Raw genomic sequence first — 16288 nt, forward strand, 5'->3', positions numbered from 1 at the left:
TTTATTATACGCGGCCGATTTCGTTCACGGCTTTGTCCAAGCTGCGGTCGTAAGTCTGGATTACTTTCTGGTTCGCCTCGTACGCCCTAAGCGCGGCCATTATATCGATTGCCGCCTGCGCAGAATCCACGTTGGAACGTTCCAGGTATCCCTGGCGCACTTCCACTCTGTCGCCCGCCGCGATCTGATTGATGCCAGCCGTATCCCCTTCATAGCGGAAGCGTCCATCGCCTTCACGGATGAGGAAATTGGGGTTGTCCACGCGCATGATGCGGATTTGTGGATTTCCTGGGAGCTGCTGTCCCGTTTCGTTATTGATGAGTTTGCCGTCGGCCGTCACGCCGACTTCATCCCAAGGAACGTTAATGACGATCGGCTGGCCGTTCGCTCCAACCACCGGAAACCCGTCCGACGTGACCAGTGTGCCGTCCGGAGCGGTCGTAAAGCTGCCGTCCCTCGTATAGCGTTCTTCGCCTCTCGCTTTCTCGATGGCAAAGAAGGCTTGCGGTTGATATGTCGTTACGCCGTTCTCGTCCACGAACTTGCCGGAAGGATCGAAAGTGACCCCGTTCACGAGAATATCCGACAGGATCGCAAAATCCTGATTGCGACGGGTTTCCTGCATGTCTCCTTGAAGCATGCTCGGCAAGTGCTCTTCGGCGAATACTCCGGTTCCGAGCTTACCTATGTTTCCATTGGAAGGATTAGGCCCGCCCATCGCATAAAGAAGCATATCGGGAAACGTTCGATTGACCGAGTTGCCCGCCTTGAACCCCGGCGTATTAATATTGGCGATGTTGTTCGTAACCATATCGTGGCGACGTTGCTGCGCCATCATACCCGATGCTGCCGTGTACAGTCCCCTTAACATGAAGCCATCCTCCCAGCGGACCCGCTTGGCGTTCGTCCGTTAATTCGTCGTATGCTTCGTCTCTTGCTTAGCCCAGCTTGCGGGTCATCTTGTCCAGATGGTCCAGCATAATGCCGGTCCCTTTCACGACACAATGCTTCGGCTCTTCCGCGATCAACACCGGAACCTTGATCTCGTCGGCAAGCAGCGCGTCCAGGCCGTCCAGAAGCGCTCCGCCACCGGTCAGGATCACGCCGCGATCGATGATGTCCGCGGCCAGTTCAGGCGGCGTGCGTTCGAGCACGGACTTGGTCGAGGCCACGATGGACATGACCGGCTCCCACAGCGCTTCGCGCACTTCCTCGGAATGGATCGTTACGGTCAGCGGCAATCCACTGACCATGTCCCGACCGCGGATGTCCATCTCGTCCCGACGCCCTCCCTGATAGACGGTGCCGATCTTGATCTTGATGTCTTCGCTCGTGCGTTCGCCGATCAATAATTTATATTTGTTCTTTATGTACCTCATGATCGCGTTGTCGAACTTGTCCCCCGCGACTTTAAGAGAAGAGGCGGTTACGACGTCGCCCATAGAAAGAACGGCCACATCCGTCGTACCTCCGCCAATATCGACAACCATGTTTCCGCTCGGCTGGAATATATCCATGCCCGCTCCGATCGCGGCCGCTTTAGCTTCCTCTTCGAGGAATACTTCCTTAGCGCCGCTTCTTTCCGCCGCTTCGCGGATCGCTTTCTGTTCCACGGACGTAATGTTCGTTGGACAGCAAATCAGAATACGCGGCCGGCTGTACCAGTTCCTGCCCCCGACTCGCTGAATAAACGCCTTCAGCATCATATCCGTCACTTCGAAGTCGGCAATAACGCCGTCCTTAAGAGGACGTATGGCGATAATATTGCCCGGGGTGCGCCCGACCATCCGATGGGCTTCCTCTCCCACCGCAAGCACTTTGCGGGAGTCGTTCTCAATCGCTACTACGGAAGGCTCGTCGAGCACGACTCCCCTGCCTTTAACGTGAATGGATACGTTCGCCGTACCCAAATCGATGCCGATGTCTTTGCTAAACATGCGCCTATTATCCCTCGCCAAAATGGAGTGTCTGATCTTTTAATAGTATAATATTCGATGCGTTTGCGGCAAATCCTTCTTTTCCTCTCGACATCGTTAGCAAAATTATACTTTTCCCGCTGTCATAACTTCCCGCTTCTTGACGGTTGTCTTCTTGTACTTGATTTTGGTCGCCTCCCCCCCTCTCAGGTGCCGGATCGACTTATGGTACTCAAGGATGTGCTTGACTTGATCTGCCAAGTCCGGATTGATCTCCGGCAGACGCTCGGTCAGGTCTTTATGCACCGTGCTCTTGGATACGCCGAATTCTTTGGCGATCGTACGAACCGTATGGCGCGTTTCCACAATGCAGCGGCCAATCTTAATCGTGCGTTCCTTGATGTAATCGTGCACGCTCCCGCCTCCCTGCTCAAATAGATTGGTACAGTATATGAGGGGCGCGGTCACTTATTCTAGATAGCCAAGCCTGCCGAGCTAGGAAAGTCCCTTTTTTGACGTAAAATATAGGTCTGACAGGCTTTGAAGTGAATCTTAAGTCCCAAGAAAAAAAGACGAAGGAGCTTGTCTCCACCGTCTTCCGGACTGGCTATTCCAGTTATTTGTCGTCTTTTCCGACGATCACGACGTTCATATGCTCCCGCAAATCCAGCAAATAGGGAATAATTGCGGCTTTCCCGTCCGATTCGCAATACACTTGGACGAGCGGACGTTGAATCGGCCGATTCTCCGTCTCCATCACGGTGGCAAGCTGCCCGCTGCTTAACCGAACGCAGGTGGAAACCGGATAGACGACCAAATGGTTCAAAAATGTCTTGATCAAGTCCCAATCGAAATCGTAATAGCCCGATGCGAACAAATACTCGATCGTCTCGATCGGACCGTAAGCGTTGCGGTGATGACGCAGTGAGCCAAGGGCGTTATAGACGTCCGCGATTGCGACGATCTGGGCGAATTCGGGAATTTTGTCATTCGTCATTCCGAGCGGGTAACCCGATCCCCGATATCTTTCATGATGCAGTAACGCGCACTGTGCGGATGAGATCGGAACTTCCTTGATCCCTTTCAGCACCCTGTAGCCTTCGTTCGTATGCTGACGCAGCATCGCCAGCTCACCCTCGTCCAATTCACGGTTCACTTTAGTAAGTCCCGCCGGCAATCGGATCATGCCGATATCGCAGAAGAGAGCCCCCAAGGAAAGATCGTACAATTTGGAACTGTCGTATCGCTGTGCGGTCCCGATAATGTTCGCGCATAGGGTGACATTAAGGGCGTGCTCGAACAACAGGCGATCCGTCGACATCATGACGCCGAGTTCTTCGGCCAATACGGGCTGCGAAGAGATTTCCGCTAGAATCTCGCGTAATTGCTGGCGGAAATTTGCATCGGGAAAAGGCAGCACGACTTGCTCGAGCATCAGGTCTTTGACAGCGAAATCCTGAACGGCCTTGACCGCCTCTCTGCGGGACGCCTGGTCGTTTTTCATTTCGTCAATATTCGGTCGAATCCAAGTGTCGGCCGGTATGTCTCTTTTTCCCGTTACGACTCTTGCAACTTCCGCCTTGGCTTCATTCGCCAAGTAAATCGTTTTGATTCTGAGCGCCTTGAGTCTGCTAATATATTGTTCCGTAAGAACCGTGCCCGCCTCCAGCATCACGATGCCGTTGCTCCCGTTTACCGGTCTTTCTAGAACGTCCCCCGCCTCTAGCTCCGATACTCCTACGATCCTCATGTCTACCAACCTTCCCCAGAAGTACGACAGATGAAATCCACTAATGAAAAATTATGGCATATCCTCCTCCGATTGTCGATATCCCGCTAGGCGCATGTTCTATCGGTTTTGCCTCTATCGGGGCTATTCTATATGAAATTTCATATACGTTCCTTGGATCCCCCCTCTTCTGAGTCGGTTCTGTATGAAATTTCATATAGAATCAGTAGGTTCGGCGCGAGGGTGGCGCATTGTATATGATTATTCGCATATATTCTCCTCATTTGCGCTGATCTTGTGATTTGTATATGAATTATCGTGTTTAACATGCGCCGTATATGCGGGAGAGTTGTTCGATATAATCGAGCTATTCCCGGACGGCGGCGTCTATATGGGGGAGTTGTTAGATATAATCGGACTATTCCTGGACGGCAGTGTCTATGTGGGAGAGTTGTTCGATGTAATCGAGCTATTCCCGGACGGCGGCGTCTATGCGGGAGAGTAGTTCGATACAATCTAATCGAGCTATTCTCAAACGGCGGCGTCTATGCGGGAGAGTTACTCGAAATGATCGGGCCACTCCCAGACGGCAGTGTCTATGCGGGAGAGTTGTTCTACTTTTCTCAAACGCACAAAAAAAATAGAGCGACCCTGCCGCCTGAACGGCGGTAGAATCGCTCCATTTCTTTCTACTCTCTTACTTCGCAGACTTGATCAGCGTGTTAGGGTTAACGGGAAGCCCGTTATTGCGAACCTCGAAGTGAACGTGAGCACCTTCTTGAGGCTCCAACTCGCTTTGGCCAGCGGCGGCAATCGTATCGCCTTGTTTAACTTCGTCGCCGACTTGAACTTTCACGTCGGTCAAGCTTTGATAGACGGTTACCCATCCGTTAGGATGCTCGATCTGCACCTCGTAGCCGTTGGTCGGCGTTTGACTGGCCACCGTTACCTTGCCGCTCATAGCCGCCATAACTTTGAACGACTCTGCATCTTTGCGCGCCAAGTCGGTCGCCATGTGCGGCGTGAACGTGTTCTGATACTCGACCATTGCCGCTTCCTTCTCTTCCTCGGACGCCGAGGCGTCATAGAAAGGAACGAGCGTAGTCATTTCTTCCATCTTGGCTACTGGCCAACGAAGCGTTTCTCCGTTAGCGGTAACCGGGGCTGCATCCGGACTTGCTTGTCCGTTCGCGGTTGCCTCGTTCGCGACTCCGGCTTGACCTGGGACGGCCGTTTCTTTTGCGTCCTTCCCCGAGTTGAGCCAGAGAATCGTTACGATGATTGCTGCCGCGGCCATGTAAGCTGCCGGGAATACCCAGCGCTTGGATAGAAACTTCTTCCATCCTGTTGGCCTAACAGCGGGGGACGTACCCGCAACCGACTTGTGGGATTCTTCGAGTTTGCGTGGCGTTTTGTTGCCTTCATTCATGGTTATCATCACCTCAGTAAGCCATTGTTACCAGGTGACGGGGTTTTATACCTGTTTACGTTGAAAGATTGCAATTTTTATAGCGACAACCTACTTAAAACGCGTTTCCGCTTCGTTTCACAAGCTTAGAAACTTGCTCGATACGAGCATCTATATAATAGTGTTCCAGAATCTGATGCGAACTTTTTCCCGATTTAGCCAGCCCTTCCGCTCCCCACTGGCTCATCCCGACGCCGTGTCCGCTCCCATAGACAGTCAGGATCAAGTCGTCTCCGGTTACCTTCCAATCGAAAGCAGCAGATCGCAGTCCCAATCGCTTCCGGACTTCAACGCCGCTGAATTTGCGGTCTCCGGCAAGCAGTTCCTTCACTCTTCGGCCTTCCGTCCACGCCAATATTCGAATCGGCTGCGTCCGGCCCGCGCTCTTGCCCGCCGCAATGGAGTCTACACCCAATTTATCGTAGAAATCCGCAAGCTTCATTTCTACCGTTTCTTGCGCTCGAGGGGATTCCGCCTTGTCCCATGGACTTTCCACGGATCGCAGATAAGGGAGCTTGGCCGAAAATACCTCTTCCGAATTTTCTGTATATCCGTTGCTAGTGGAAAAGAATAGCGCTTCTATCGGCTCGCCTCCGTACGTAATGATCTCGCCCTCCGTACTCTTAACGGCTTCTTTTGCCTTTAACCAACCGTCCCCGTCCTTCTCTTGAAGCTCCTTCATCTCTGCCAAGGACCGATAGATTTGGTTATCTTGCGTATTCGTGACGTCCGCGCCTCCTACCGGCACTCCCGAACGATCGTGCAACCACAGTCGACGGACCACATACGTGCGGGCGGCAATCGCTTGCGCCTCAAGGGCAGCAGGATGAAATTCCAGCGGCATCTCCCCGGCTATAACGCCTTGAACGTACGTTTCAAGTGGGACCATCTCGACTCTGTGCTCATCGGCCAAGTACACCCGGATATCCGGTTCATGATAATCGTCGGATACCGATATCGGTGAATCGTCCATTGCCGCTTCCTGACTCGCAACCGGCATTACTTCCATTCTCGCATCCTCTTGGCTAAGTACCGCTCCCGACCGCCGATCGCCGTTCTCCCTATGAATTGACGACCACAACCCTATCGCTAACCCGATTCCGATCGCGAACCCGATCCAGATCGGCGCCCCCAACCCAGCCGACTTCCTCACCGATCCACCTCGCTGGTTCGATTTCGGCTCGCCGCTGTCTATCTGCTTGTCTGTCAGGCAACCGATGCTTTCAAAATATGCGAGTTTCCGAGAAGGTAGAACCTATCAACACCACACCAACAGCCACTCCAACTCAGGATATATGTAGGCGGAATGAACCTATCGAAAAGGCACACTTGGGCAAGAAATAAATGCATGGAACGAACCAATTTGCGGTCTCCCGGACCGTTACAGCGGAGGATTCGCGATATTGTGGGCGTGTAGCGGTCTCCCAGACCGTTACAACGAAGGATTCACCAGATCGCAGCCATCTAACGGTCTCCCAGACCGTTAGATCGCCGGATCGAAACAAAACAAAAAGCCCCCGGACCGCGAAGGTCCGAGGACATACAGAATAATCGATTAAGTATGAGAACACGTAAAACTTATGGTTTACGCCAGCGTCGGCTGAATATTGCGAATAACGACTTCCGTCGATGCCGCCGCGTGTTGTTCCATTTGTTTGATCAAGTTTTCCGGCTTTAAGGACTCCTCCTCGGATTCCTGAAGCACGTCTTCCGGCGATGGCGCGCGATAAATATCCGCTCCAAGCGCGGCCAATTTGCTTACGATGTTGACATATCCGCGTTCAATGTGGTGGATTCCGCCTACTTCAGTGCTTCCATCCGCCACGAGCGCTGCGCAGATCAATGCTGCCCCCGCCCGAAGGTCGGTAGCGCTCACGCTTGCCCCGGACAGCTTCATGCCCCCGGTTACGATAGCCGTACGTCCGTCCACTTTGATCTCCGCACCCATCTTAATGAGCTCGTCGACATGCATGAAACGGTTCTCGAACACCGTTTCGGTCACGATGCTCGTTCCGTCCGCGACTAGCAACAGCGTCATCATCTGTGCCTGCATATCGGTCGGAAATCCCGGATAAGGTAATGTTTTCACGTCTACGGCACGAAGTGGCTTCGAAGCCTGAACGCGAATGCCGTTCTCGTCGCAATCCACGCTAACGCCCATTTCCTCAAGCTTGGCAACAATCGGCCCAAGATGATCGCGAATCGCGCCTTCCACATAGACGTCCCCGCCCGTAATCGCAGCGGCGATCATGTAAGTTCCCGCTTCGACGCGGTCGGGTATCACTTGATGATCGGCGCTGTGGAGTTGATCCACTCCTTCAATACGAATGACGCCGGTTCCCGCTCCGCGGACTTTGGCTCCCATTGCATTGAGGTAATTCGCCAGATCAACGATCTCCGGTTCTTTAGCCGCATTCTCGATAATTGTCGTTCCGATCGCGGTCGCGGCTGCCATCATAATATTCTCCGTGGCCCCTACGCTCGCGATATCCAAATAAATTCTCGCCCCGCGCAACTTTCCTTCTACTTTCGCTTCGATAGAGCCTTGACCGAAACCGATCTCCGCTCCCATCGCTTCAAACCCCTTTAGATGCTGATCGATAGGACGCGTGCCGATGGCGCATCCGCCCGGCAACGATATTTTGACCTTGCCCAAGCGAGCCAACAATGGCCCCATGACCAAGAACGAAGCACGCATTTTTCTAACCAGATCATAAGGCGCTTCCCATGAAGTCAGCGACTCCGCATTCAATTGGACGCTTCCGTCTTGTTGCTGCGCGTAAACCCCCAAAGCCGCGAGCACTTGAAGGATATTCTTAACATCGTCCAGAGCAGGAACGTCAGAAATGACGCTAGATCCTTTTTCCGCCAATAAGGAAGCGGCCAGGATCGGAAGGACGGAATTTTTAGCGCCGTGCACGCGAACTGTACCCGATAGGGTGCGTCCGCCGCGGACGATGATTTTGCTCATGGGTGGTTCCCTCCGCGCATTATAAGTTGATTCCGAGGCTGGCAATTGTACCCTGCTCCGAAAAACCCAAATTTTATCATACCACTTCGCATATCATTGACACAAGCGGCATTTTCTGGGGCATACCGCTGAAATTCGAGTTCTTTCGACTTCTTTGTGACCAATTTCGGTGGTTTATATATTATTACCCAACTTCTTATGAAATCCGGCGCTATTCGGCGTTCAAGCGCTTAACCGTTATCGAACAACCATTTGAGATTGCCGACCCAATTCCAATAATCGAGAACAAATCGAGCGAGCAGGTAACCAAGCCCGACGGCGATCAGCAATTGCAACATTCTGGCTCGTGAACCTCTGGGATCGCGCAAGATTTTATCCCATTTTACTTCCTGCAGCACGATCCATACGACGACAACGCAGCCTAACGTAACGAAGATCGAAAACAATCCGTTCCAACCGGCTACTGCGAATACGTCCGACTCGATCCCCATCCATAAGTTCCCCCCGTTCTTCTACGACAAACAGCCACATAAAGTTTAAATCTAGTTCCGATTAGTCTGTTGAATACTGCAGCCAAAGTCCATAATATTGATTGCGATTGGGCCTGTCGGCCGTCACTCTCAGATGATACGTACCAGGGGTCAGCTTTTTTTCTCCGGAGAGCGTTTTCTCTTTTTCCCCGTTGCTCCATTTACTTAGGGTTTGCAGCTTCTTATCGCGCAATTCAACGCTTAACTTCATCTCCGCCGGAATGTGACTGACATCAAGCTTAACCGTTTGCGCCTTTGTAATTTGGAATTTAAACCAATCTTGATCCTTGGCGGTCTGAATCAGAGCGTTATGAATTTTATCCGGCGTTAGCGGTGTTGCCGTTAACGCGCTGTCGTTCGGCTCGTAAAAATCTTCTTTATCGGTAATGTATTCCAATGACGCAGTATATGTCCCGATTACCGCTTCGGGATTCGAAGAAACCGCATTGGAAATCCGAAAATAATATTTTCCGGCTTTCGCATTGTTCAAAGTCCAGTATTCAATGCCCCCGTCTCCGCGCTCGTCGACGATAATCATCTGGCCTCCAGCCGGTTGAATGCGGATTTCCGGATCGATCCTCGTCGTATCGGGCGTAACGGTCAGCTTTAGAATTCCGGGTTTGGGCAAGTTAATGACGAACCAGTCTACATCTCCGCGCTTATGAAAAGTTCCGGTCCATTCCTGGCTCCGAGCGGGAAGATGGGCTGCAGTAGCAGCAGTATCGTTAGGCTCGAACGCATCGGGATTCATCGCAAACGCGGATACGAGCCGGTAACCCTCGGACAACGCGGACGATTCCGCCGCTTGACGCACTTGCAGCCAGTTGCGTCCCTTCTTGACCGGCCACTGGGCAAGGAGGACCTCCGGAACGACCTCCGCCGGAAACGGTTTAACGATCCCGTTCGCCCCGTAAAGCGCGAATCTGGCAGCGTCCCCGGACACGCCGTACACTCCGTCATACGGAGCATCGAACACATACCAGGCGGAATCGGCCGGGCTGCCCCAAGCTCCCACGACCTCTTTGCCGAGCGGGAACTCGCTTGCGCGCGCTTTGGTGTTATTTGGCTTGCGCCAATCGATATGATCATCCGCTTGCAAAGCTTGGGCAGCCGAGAGCAGTCCGTAACCCGCACTTGGACTCCATGGAACGCCTCCGACTGCTTGCGCCGATTTCCTGATCGTTTCTCGAATCTGGATCGGCTTCCAGTCCGGATGCTCGGCTTTGATCATCGCCGCGACAGCCGCCACCTGCGGCGCGCCCATGGAGGTTCCCTCCATCTCGATTCCGCCTCCGCCGACCGCCAGCGTCTGAACGCGCCAAGGGGCGCCCACATCGTTCTCCGGCCCAGCGGTGGCTTGCGCTACTGGTTTCTTCCCTTCAAGGCCGGTTACGGAAAGCACGCTCGGGTACGCAGCCGGATATTGAACGGCAGCTTTCTCGCCGAAGACGGCCGCGTCGTTGCCGCTTGCCGCGATGAGAAGAACATCCCGTCTCTCGGCGTATGCGACCGCGTCGCGCAATCCCGGCGCATCTCTCCTGAGACCGAGCGAGAGCACGATGATATCCGCGCCTTGATCCACCGCGTAAATTATGCCTTGCGTCAATTTTTCTTCGTTACCCGCTCCGAACTGGTCGAGCGACTTGACGGGCAGCAATTTCCCTTTCCATCTTCCCTTGCCCGGGGAGGACTCACCCGCTTTGGCTACAGCGGCGATCACTCCCGCGACGGCGGTTCCGTGGCCGTTGTCGTCCTGTGCCGACTTGCGTTCATTGATCAAATTTTTGCCGTTCATCAGCAACGCTTTCAATTCGGGAATGTTAAAATCGACCCCTGTGTCTACGATAGCAATCGTGGAAGTCACATCTTCGTTTAACTGCGCCCATGCGTCTGGGATCTCGATTGCCCTAAGGTATGACGGAATCGGCAAAGGAGAAGCCAGTTTGCCCCCGTCCGTATCGGATGCCTGCGCACGAACGGCCGTCCGCACTTCGGCGCCTTTCGGCGCAACCGGATTCTCGACGACTTTCTGCGAGCTTGAATAATTGAACAGGATAGTTGCGCAGCATAAGATCGCCAACAGACAAGCCGTCGCGCGACGCCAACCATATGTACGGCTATGGAGGTTTGCTCTCGAATCATTATACAACGTCAACCACACCTTTATCCTCTGAAACTTTCCTAATAAAAGATTTCGAGTTTCGACAACAAAATCCCTTCTTCTACCTATATTTTTAGGACTGAAGACCCATAAATTGGTGGGTGTATCGACCATATGCAAAAAGACGACCCCAAAGCCGTATGCTTTGAAGTCGTCTTTGGTTAATTTTTCTTAACCCCGGAACACTAAGAAATCAAACTGGATCGAGAAAACGTCGTTAATCCAATTTAAGATTGGTACGGGAAAGAATCCGAGCGCCAAGGTGGCGATCGTACAGATCCAGATCGTTATCCCCGCTGGGAACGTCATTTTCAAGCCCGTATCCAATTCTCCGCTGCGCATGAACATCTGCCGAATGAGTGTAAAATAGACCGCGTACGACACGACCGTCGTCGCCAGCATAATCGCGCCAAGCCAGTAAGTGTGCGTCTGAATCGTGCCGAATAGAATGAAGAGCTTCCCGAAAAATCCGCCCGTCACCGGCAAGCCCGCCAAGGAACAAAGCAGCACAACCGCCGCGGCCGCCGTCCAAGGAGCGCGGTGATACAATCCGGCGAACCCGGACAGTGTCTCGTTGCCCGAATCTCTCGATACGATCGTTAGCACGGAGAAGACGCCGATGTTCATGAACGCGTACGCGATGAAGTAATAAATGAACTCGGAGAACATTGAAGTATGGAATTGCGTTAGGCTAAGCGCCAGCGGAGTCAGTAAGATCCCCGCATTTGCCACGCCGGACAACGCGAGAAGCCTCTTTACGTTGCGCTGCCTTAACGCTCCCGCCGTGCCGACGATCATAGCGGCCGCCGCGAGAACGGCCAAGCCCAGGAATATGTCCTTCTGTATGAAGCCCGTCGATCCGATGGCGAAGAAAGCCGTTCCCATGAAAATCCGGTACAGCATCGCGAATGCCGCTCCCTTGGCCACGACGGCCAGGAAGGAAGTAACCGGCGTCGGCGCGCCTTGGTACACGTCGGATGCCCAAGCATGGAACGGAGCAAGCGCCAGCTTGACGGCGAATCCGGCGATCATCAGGAAAAAGCTAATGTAAAGCAGCGCCTCGGAATTCTCGATCGCCGAGTTAAGCCCGTCGTAGATCAAGGCTATGTTCGTGGAGCCGGTAATCCCGTAGAGGAAAGACATCCCGTATAGGATAAACGCGGAAGCCGCTCCGCCGGTCACGACATACTTGAATGCCGCTTCACTGGAGATACGGTTGTTCTTGCGAACCGCGACCAGAATGTACGACGTGATGCTCAGAAGCTCCAGGCCGACGAACAACGTGAGCAGATCGCCGGAGGAGGACATGACCATCGCGCCCAGCGTCGCCGGCAGCACAAGATAATACATTTCCCCTTTGATCGGAACGTCTTCGTCTTTCACTGTCCCAAGGGAAGAGAATACGATGAACCCCGCCGAGCCTAAGAACACCAACTTCAGTAAGTTGCCGAAGTTATCGATCCGGTAGCTGCCTCCCAAGAGGCTGTGGAATGGTTCGGCGCTATTCACTTCGGTTCCGTCGCCAAGAGAGAGAAGGAGCAGGACAACGCATACGCCTGCGCAGATCAAACCTGCAAGCGTCAGCCAGCCAATCACATTGCGGTTGACCTGCTTAGGAAGAAACAGATCGAGCAGCGCGAGCGCAATCGCGAAACCCGACAACACGAGCTCGGGGGATAAGTACCACGTATCGCTCCACGTTAAAGTCTGCAAAGCTTCCATGTTAACCCCCCACCCTCGTCTGTAATTGTTCTAGCAGTCCATCGAATCCATGCTGCATTAGATCGGTCAGTATGGATGGGTAAACGCCCAAGAGAACGATTAGCGCAGCTAGCGCGATCATCGGCAGCGCTTCGACGAACCGGGCGTCTTTCATGTCCGCGAATCGTTCCGGAAGCGCGCCGTATGTGATGTTCAGTATGCTTCGCAGCACGTAGACGGCCGCGAATAGAATGCCGAGAACGCCGATTGCCGTGAGCCACTTCATCGAACCGAACAAGCCGAGGAAAGATAGGAACTCTCCTACGAACCCGGACAATCCCGGCAACCCGAGCGAAGCGAGGCCACCGAGCAGCAATATGCCCGAAGTAAACGGAACGGCTTTGGCTAGGCCTCCGAGTTCGTCTAGTTGGGTCGTGTTCGTTCTTTCATAGAGACTGCCCACGATAAGGAACAGCAGTGCGGAGATCAGGCCGTGAGATACCGATTGGAAGAGCGCGCCCTGTAACCCGACTTCGCCCAGAGAGGCGATGCCGAGCAGGACGATTCCCATGTGACTGATACTGGAGTACGCGAGCACGAGCTTGAACTCCCGCTGTACGCAAGCCAGTACCGCTCCGTACAGGATGTTGACCACGCCGAGGATCGCCAGCACCGTCGACCACGAATGCGATTGCTCGGGAAATAGGAACAGAACGAAGCGGATCAAACCGTATACGCCCATTTTCAGCAAGATCCCCGAGTGGATCATGACGACCGCCGGAGGCGCCTCGGTATGCACCCGGAGCATCCAAGTATGGAACGGGAAGATCGGAACTTTGATCCCGAACGCAATTAGAAGCAGAAGGAACGCCGCCCATCTCGCATTGTCCGTTAAGAATATTCCGAAACCTCTCATCTCCGCGGCATCGATATTCGCCCACGCGTTCGGATTCGACAGATTGCTGAGCAGGACATCGTAGTTACCGGTGAACGACAGATTTGAGCCATCGGCCATGCTGAATCCGAGCGTCCCGATGAGAATAAGGAAGGCGAGTAACATAGCTGCAGACCCAAGTCCGTTATAAATGAGAAACCGCGTCGCCGCTTTCTCTCGCCCGTAGTAGCCCCATATCCCGATCAGGAAGAACATCGGAATGAGCGTCACTTCGAAGAAAATAAAGAACAAAACCAAGTCCCTTGCCAGGAAGACTCCGTATATGCCGGTAAGCAGCAATAGGAAGAGCGAATAGTACGTTTTCCAGCGTTTGCGGATGTGCACCGATGCAAGCACGGACATTGTAGACACGATGCTCGTCAGCAGAACGAGCGGAAGTGAGATGCCGTCGACCGCCAGATGGTAATCGAATACGAGCTTTAAGGAGTCGACCGCTTTAAAAGTTTCGATGTTCAGTGGAATCGACAGCCATGTCGCCTGTTCCGAATAAGCGCCCCCTCCAGAAGAAGGGTGATACGCCGCAAATAGCCATAAGGACAAGACAAGAGGTATGACCGTGAAAATAATGGCGACGGAGCGCAGCCAATTGCTTCTGGCCGCCGGCAGCAGCAGTACGACCAAGGCTCCGACGAGCGGAGCGAACGTAATCAGGGATAAGACCGGCAGGTTATCCAGCATTACCAGAACCTCCTTCCGGCGATGGCCACGATCAAGATGACGATGCCGATTAAGGCGGTGAGCGCATAGGTCTGAACTTGGCCGTTCTGCAGCCTGGAGTTCAACTTGCCAATCGCCGATACCGAATAGCCGGATGCCCGGACTATGCCGTCAACCACGTATTCGTCGAATAGCTCTAGCGCTTTACCCAAGCTTTGAAGAGGTTTCACGAATAGCGCCCGATACAATTCATCGATATAAAATTTATTTTCTAGCAACTTTAACAGCCCCGGCATCCGCGAGGATATCGCATCGCGCCGAATCGTCCCCTTCACGTAGGTCAGCCAGCCGATATAGAGGCCAAGCAGGGCGACCGCAGCGGATAAAATCATCACTAATCCGTTGACGTTGTGTTCCGATTGTTCACCCCACAGCCAATTGCCGAGCCAGCCGTTAAACGGCGTCTCGACGAATCCGGCGACGACGGCCAATACGGCCAGTACGACGAGAGGGATTGTCATGACGGACGGCGACTCATGCGCATGCTGATTTTCTCTGGGCTTGCCCGTAAAAACAAGGAAGAACAGCCGTGCCATGTAAAGAGCAGTGAAGAACGCCGCGATCAATCCGACGATAAATAGAATCGGTTGCTTATCCATCGCCACAGACAAAATCGCGTCCTTGGACCAGAAGCCCGAGAACGGAGGAATGCCCGACAACGCCAGCGCGCCGATTCCGAACGTCCAAGCGGTCAGTTTCATTTTGCCGCCCAGGCCGCCCATCTCTCGGATATCCTGCGTATGTACGCTATGAATGACGCTTCCCGCTCCCAGGAACAGCAGCGCCTTGAAGAACGCGTGCGTAAACAGGTGGAACATCGCGCCGGTAACGGATCCGACGCCAAGCGCCAGCATCATGTAGCCGAGCTGACTGATTGTCGAATAAGCGAGAACCCGCTTGATGTCATTCTGCGCAAGTCCGATCATTGCGGCGAAGATCGCCGTGAACGCGCCGATGATCGCCACCGTATTCATCGCAATCTGCGACGCTTCGAAAATATCGAAAGTACGCACAACGAGGAACACGCCGGCCGCGACCATCGTCGCCGCGTGGATCAAGGCGCTGATCGGCGTCGGGCCTTCCATCGCGTCAGGCAACCAGACGTGCAGCGGGAACTGGCCGGATTTGCCGACCGCTCCGAGGAAGATCAACAACGCGATCAGCGTCGTAATGCTCGTCGTGATGACGCCGCTCTGCGTATGGAATACGTTATGCAGCGCTGTAAAATCGAGAGCGTGGCCTGGCATGTACCAGAATAAGAGCAAGATGGCGATCAGCAGCCCTAAGTCCCCGATGCGGGTAACGATAAAGGCTTTCTTCGCCGCCGCTTTTGCTTCCGGCTTCTGAAACCAGAACCCGACGAGCAGGAAGGAACACACGCCGACGAGCTCCCAGAAAATATAGAAGGTAAGCAGATTGTCGGATAGCACCAGCCCTAGCATAGAACCGGTGAACAGAGCAACGTACGAGAAAAACGTCGTTATTCTCTCGTCTTTCTTCATGTAGCCGAGCGAATATAAGTTGACGAGAAATGCAACCAAGGTCACGACAACCAGCATCAACGTCGACAGGTTCGTCACTTCATAACCGGCGGACAGCTTCATATTGCCGATATGAATCCAATCATACTGCCTGCTGTAATCCGCTGCATTGCCGGACAATCTCTCGGATGCCAAGCACAGTGATAATACCAGAGAGACGAAGGAAGCGATCGTGGCGACCCACGCCCCGCTTTGCTTCAGCCCTTTGCCCATGGCTGTCAGAACGACGAACGCGGCGAACGGCAACACCGGTACGAGCCAAGCGTTCTCGGTAAAGAAGGTGCTCATGGATGTTTACCCCCTCAACTCGTCGAATTCGTCCACGTTCACCGTCACCCGGCTGCGGTAGAAGACGATCAGGACCGCAATGCCGACCGCGGCTTCCGCGGCCGCTATCGAGATGGTGAACAAGGAGAAGATCTGTCCCGTCAACGACGGGTGGACTCCGTATTTCGAGAAGGCGATCAAGTTGAGGTTAGCCGCGTTGAGCATCAATTCGATCGACAGCAGCACGATAATCGCGTTGCGTTTGGTCAGCACTCCGTATAACCCGATACAGAACAGAACCGCCGCAAGCGTAAGAAAAGAGGACAGCATGC

14 protein-coding genes are annotated in these 16288 nt (G+C 53.6%); 1 reads left to right on the top strand and 13 read right to left on the bottom strand.

Annotated elements, in window-relative coordinates; genetic code table 11:
- Window positions 1–4: 4 nt before the first annotated feature.
- The 4 genes from FPZ45_RS19235 to FPZ45_RS19250 form a co-directional block, all read right to left on the bottom strand.
- Window positions 5–871 carry a flagellar hook-basal body protein gene (locus tag FPZ45_RS19235; protein ID WP_144705490.1) on the bottom strand — a complete coding sequence of 289 codons (867 nt, stop codon included), beginning with the start codon at window positions 869–871 and terminating at the stop codon, window positions 5–7.
- A 67-nt stretch (window positions 872–938) separates the two neighbouring features.
- The gene (mreB, locus tag FPZ45_RS19240; RefSeq protein ID WP_144705492.1) at window positions 939–1937 is read right to left on the bottom strand and encodes a rod shape-determining protein MreB; all 999 of its coding nucleotides are present in this window, start codon (window positions 1935–1937) and stop codon (window positions 939–941) included.
- Between the two features lie 105 nt (window positions 1938–2042).
- A complete protein-coding gene (gene spoIIID / locus FPZ45_RS19245; RefSeq protein ID WP_144705494.1) occupies window positions 2043–2330 on the bottom strand; it encodes a sporulation transcriptional regulator SpoIIID in 288 nt (95 codons plus the stop codon).
- Window positions 2331–2532: 202 nt separating this feature from the next.
- Entirely contained in the window at window positions 2533–3666 is a 1134-nt protein-coding gene (locus tag FPZ45_RS19250; protein ID WP_144705496.1) for an HD-GYP domain-containing protein, read from the bottom strand.
- A 328-nt stretch (window positions 3667–3994) separates the two neighbouring features.
- Between FPZ45_RS19250 and FPZ45_RS25415 the strand changes: the two genes are divergently transcribed.
- Complete coding sequence (locus FPZ45_RS25415; RefSeq protein WP_186438470.1) at window positions 3995–4150, top strand: hypothetical protein; 156 nt, start codon at window positions 3995–3997, stop codon at window positions 4148–4150.
- A 192-nt stretch (window positions 4151–4342) separates the two neighbouring features.
- On the opposite strand, the gene FPZ45_RS19255 is transcribed toward FPZ45_RS25415, so the two are convergent.
- From FPZ45_RS19255 to nuoK, 9 genes are all read right to left on the bottom strand, one after another.
- Window positions 4343–5074 (bottom strand): M23 family metallopeptidase, encoded by a 732-nt coding sequence (locus FPZ45_RS19255; RefSeq protein ID WP_144705498.1) that lies wholly within the window; start codon window positions 5072–5074, stop codon window positions 4343–4345.
- Window positions 5075–5168: 94 nt separating this feature from the next.
- Window positions 5169–6266 (bottom strand): stage II sporulation protein D, encoded by a 1098-nt coding sequence (spoIID, locus tag FPZ45_RS19260; RefSeq protein WP_144705500.1) that lies wholly within the window; start codon window positions 6264–6266, stop codon window positions 5169–5171.
- 432 nt (window positions 6267–6698) lie between these two features.
- The gene (murA, locus tag FPZ45_RS19265) at window positions 6699–8084 is read right to left on the bottom strand and encodes a UDP-N-acetylglucosamine 1-carboxyvinyltransferase (protein WP_144705502.1); all 1386 of its coding nucleotides are present in this window, start codon (window positions 8082–8084) and stop codon (window positions 6699–6701) included.
- A 230-nt stretch (window positions 8085–8314) separates the two neighbouring features.
- Window positions 8315–8575: a DUF1146 domain-containing protein gene (locus FPZ45_RS19270; protein WP_144705504.1), complete on the bottom strand. Its 261-nt coding sequence runs from the start codon at window positions 8573–8575 to the stop codon at window positions 8315–8317.
- 61 nt (window positions 8576–8636) lie between these two features.
- On the bottom strand, window positions 8637–10763 hold the full coding sequence (locus tag FPZ45_RS19275) for a S8 family serine peptidase (protein ID WP_186438471.1): 2127 nt from the start codon (window positions 10761–10763) through the stop codon (window positions 8637–8639).
- 183 nt (window positions 10764–10946) lie between these two features.
- Window positions 10947–12497 carry an NADH-quinone oxidoreductase subunit N gene (locus FPZ45_RS19280; RefSeq protein ID WP_144705508.1) on the bottom strand — a complete coding sequence of 517 codons (1551 nt, stop codon included), beginning with the start codon at window positions 12495–12497 and terminating at the stop codon, window positions 10947–10949.
- A 1-nt stretch (window position 12498) separates the two neighbouring features.
- Window positions 12499–14109 (bottom strand): complex I subunit 4 family protein, encoded by a 1611-nt coding sequence (locus FPZ45_RS19285; RefSeq protein WP_144705510.1) that lies wholly within the window; start codon window positions 14107–14109, stop codon window positions 12499–12501.
- Complete coding sequence (gene nuoL / locus FPZ45_RS19290; RefSeq protein ID WP_144705512.1) at window positions 14109–15977, bottom strand: NADH-quinone oxidoreductase subunit L; 1869 nt, start codon at window positions 15975–15977, stop codon at window positions 14109–14111. Before nuoL ends, FPZ45_RS19285 begins: the two co-directional genes overlap by 1 nt.
- 6 nt (window positions 15978–15983) lie before the next feature.
- Window positions 15984–16286, bottom strand: a complete 303-nt coding sequence (nuoK, locus tag FPZ45_RS19295; RefSeq protein ID WP_425457028.1) for an NADH-quinone oxidoreductase subunit NuoK — start codon at window positions 16284–16286, stop codon at window positions 15984–15986.
- Between the last annotated feature and the right edge of the window lie 2 nt (window positions 16287–16288).

This window comes from Cohnella terricola (assembly GCF_007786475.1).
Taxonomy (GTDB): domain Bacteria; phylum Bacillota; class Bacilli; order Paenibacillales; family Paenibacillaceae; genus Cohnella; species Cohnella terricola.

Coding starts and splice junctions, on each gene's coding strand:
- FPZ45_RS19235 (WP_144705490.1), bottom strand. CDS start 871: ATGTTAAGGGGACTGTACACGGCAGCATCGGGTATGATGGCGCAGCAA.
- mreB (WP_144705492.1), bottom strand. CDS start 1,937: ATGTTTAGCAAAGACATCGGCATCGATTTGGGTACGGCGAACGTATCC.
- FPZ45_RS19250 (WP_144705496.1), bottom strand. CDS start 3,666: ATGAGGATCGTAGGAGTATCGGAGCTAGAGGCGGGGGACGTTCTAGAA.
- FPZ45_RS19255 (WP_144705498.1), bottom strand. CDS start 5,074: ATGAATGAAGGCAACAAAACGCCACGCAAACTCGAAGAATCCCACAAG.
- murA (WP_144705502.1), bottom strand. CDS start 8,084: ATGAGCAAAATCATCGTCCGCGGCGGACGCACCCTATCGGGTACAGTT.
- FPZ45_RS19270 (WP_144705504.1), bottom strand. CDS start 8,575: ATGGGGATCGAGTCGGACGTATTCGCAGTAGCCGGTTGGAACGGATTG.
- FPZ45_RS19280 (WP_144705508.1), bottom strand. CDS start 12,497: ATGGAAGCTTTGCAGACTTTAACGTGGAGCGATACGTGGTACTTATCC.
- FPZ45_RS19285 (WP_144705510.1), bottom strand. CDS start 14,109: ATGCTGGATAACCTGCCGGTCTTATCCCTGATTACGTTCGCTCCGCTC.
- nuoL (WP_144705512.1), bottom strand. CDS start 15,977: ATGAGCACCTTCTTTACCGAGAACGCTTGGCTCGTACCGGTGTTGCCG.
- nuoK (WP_425457028.1), bottom strand. CDS start 16,286: ATGCTGTCCTCTTTTCTTACGCTTGCGGCGGTTCTGTTCTGTATCGGG.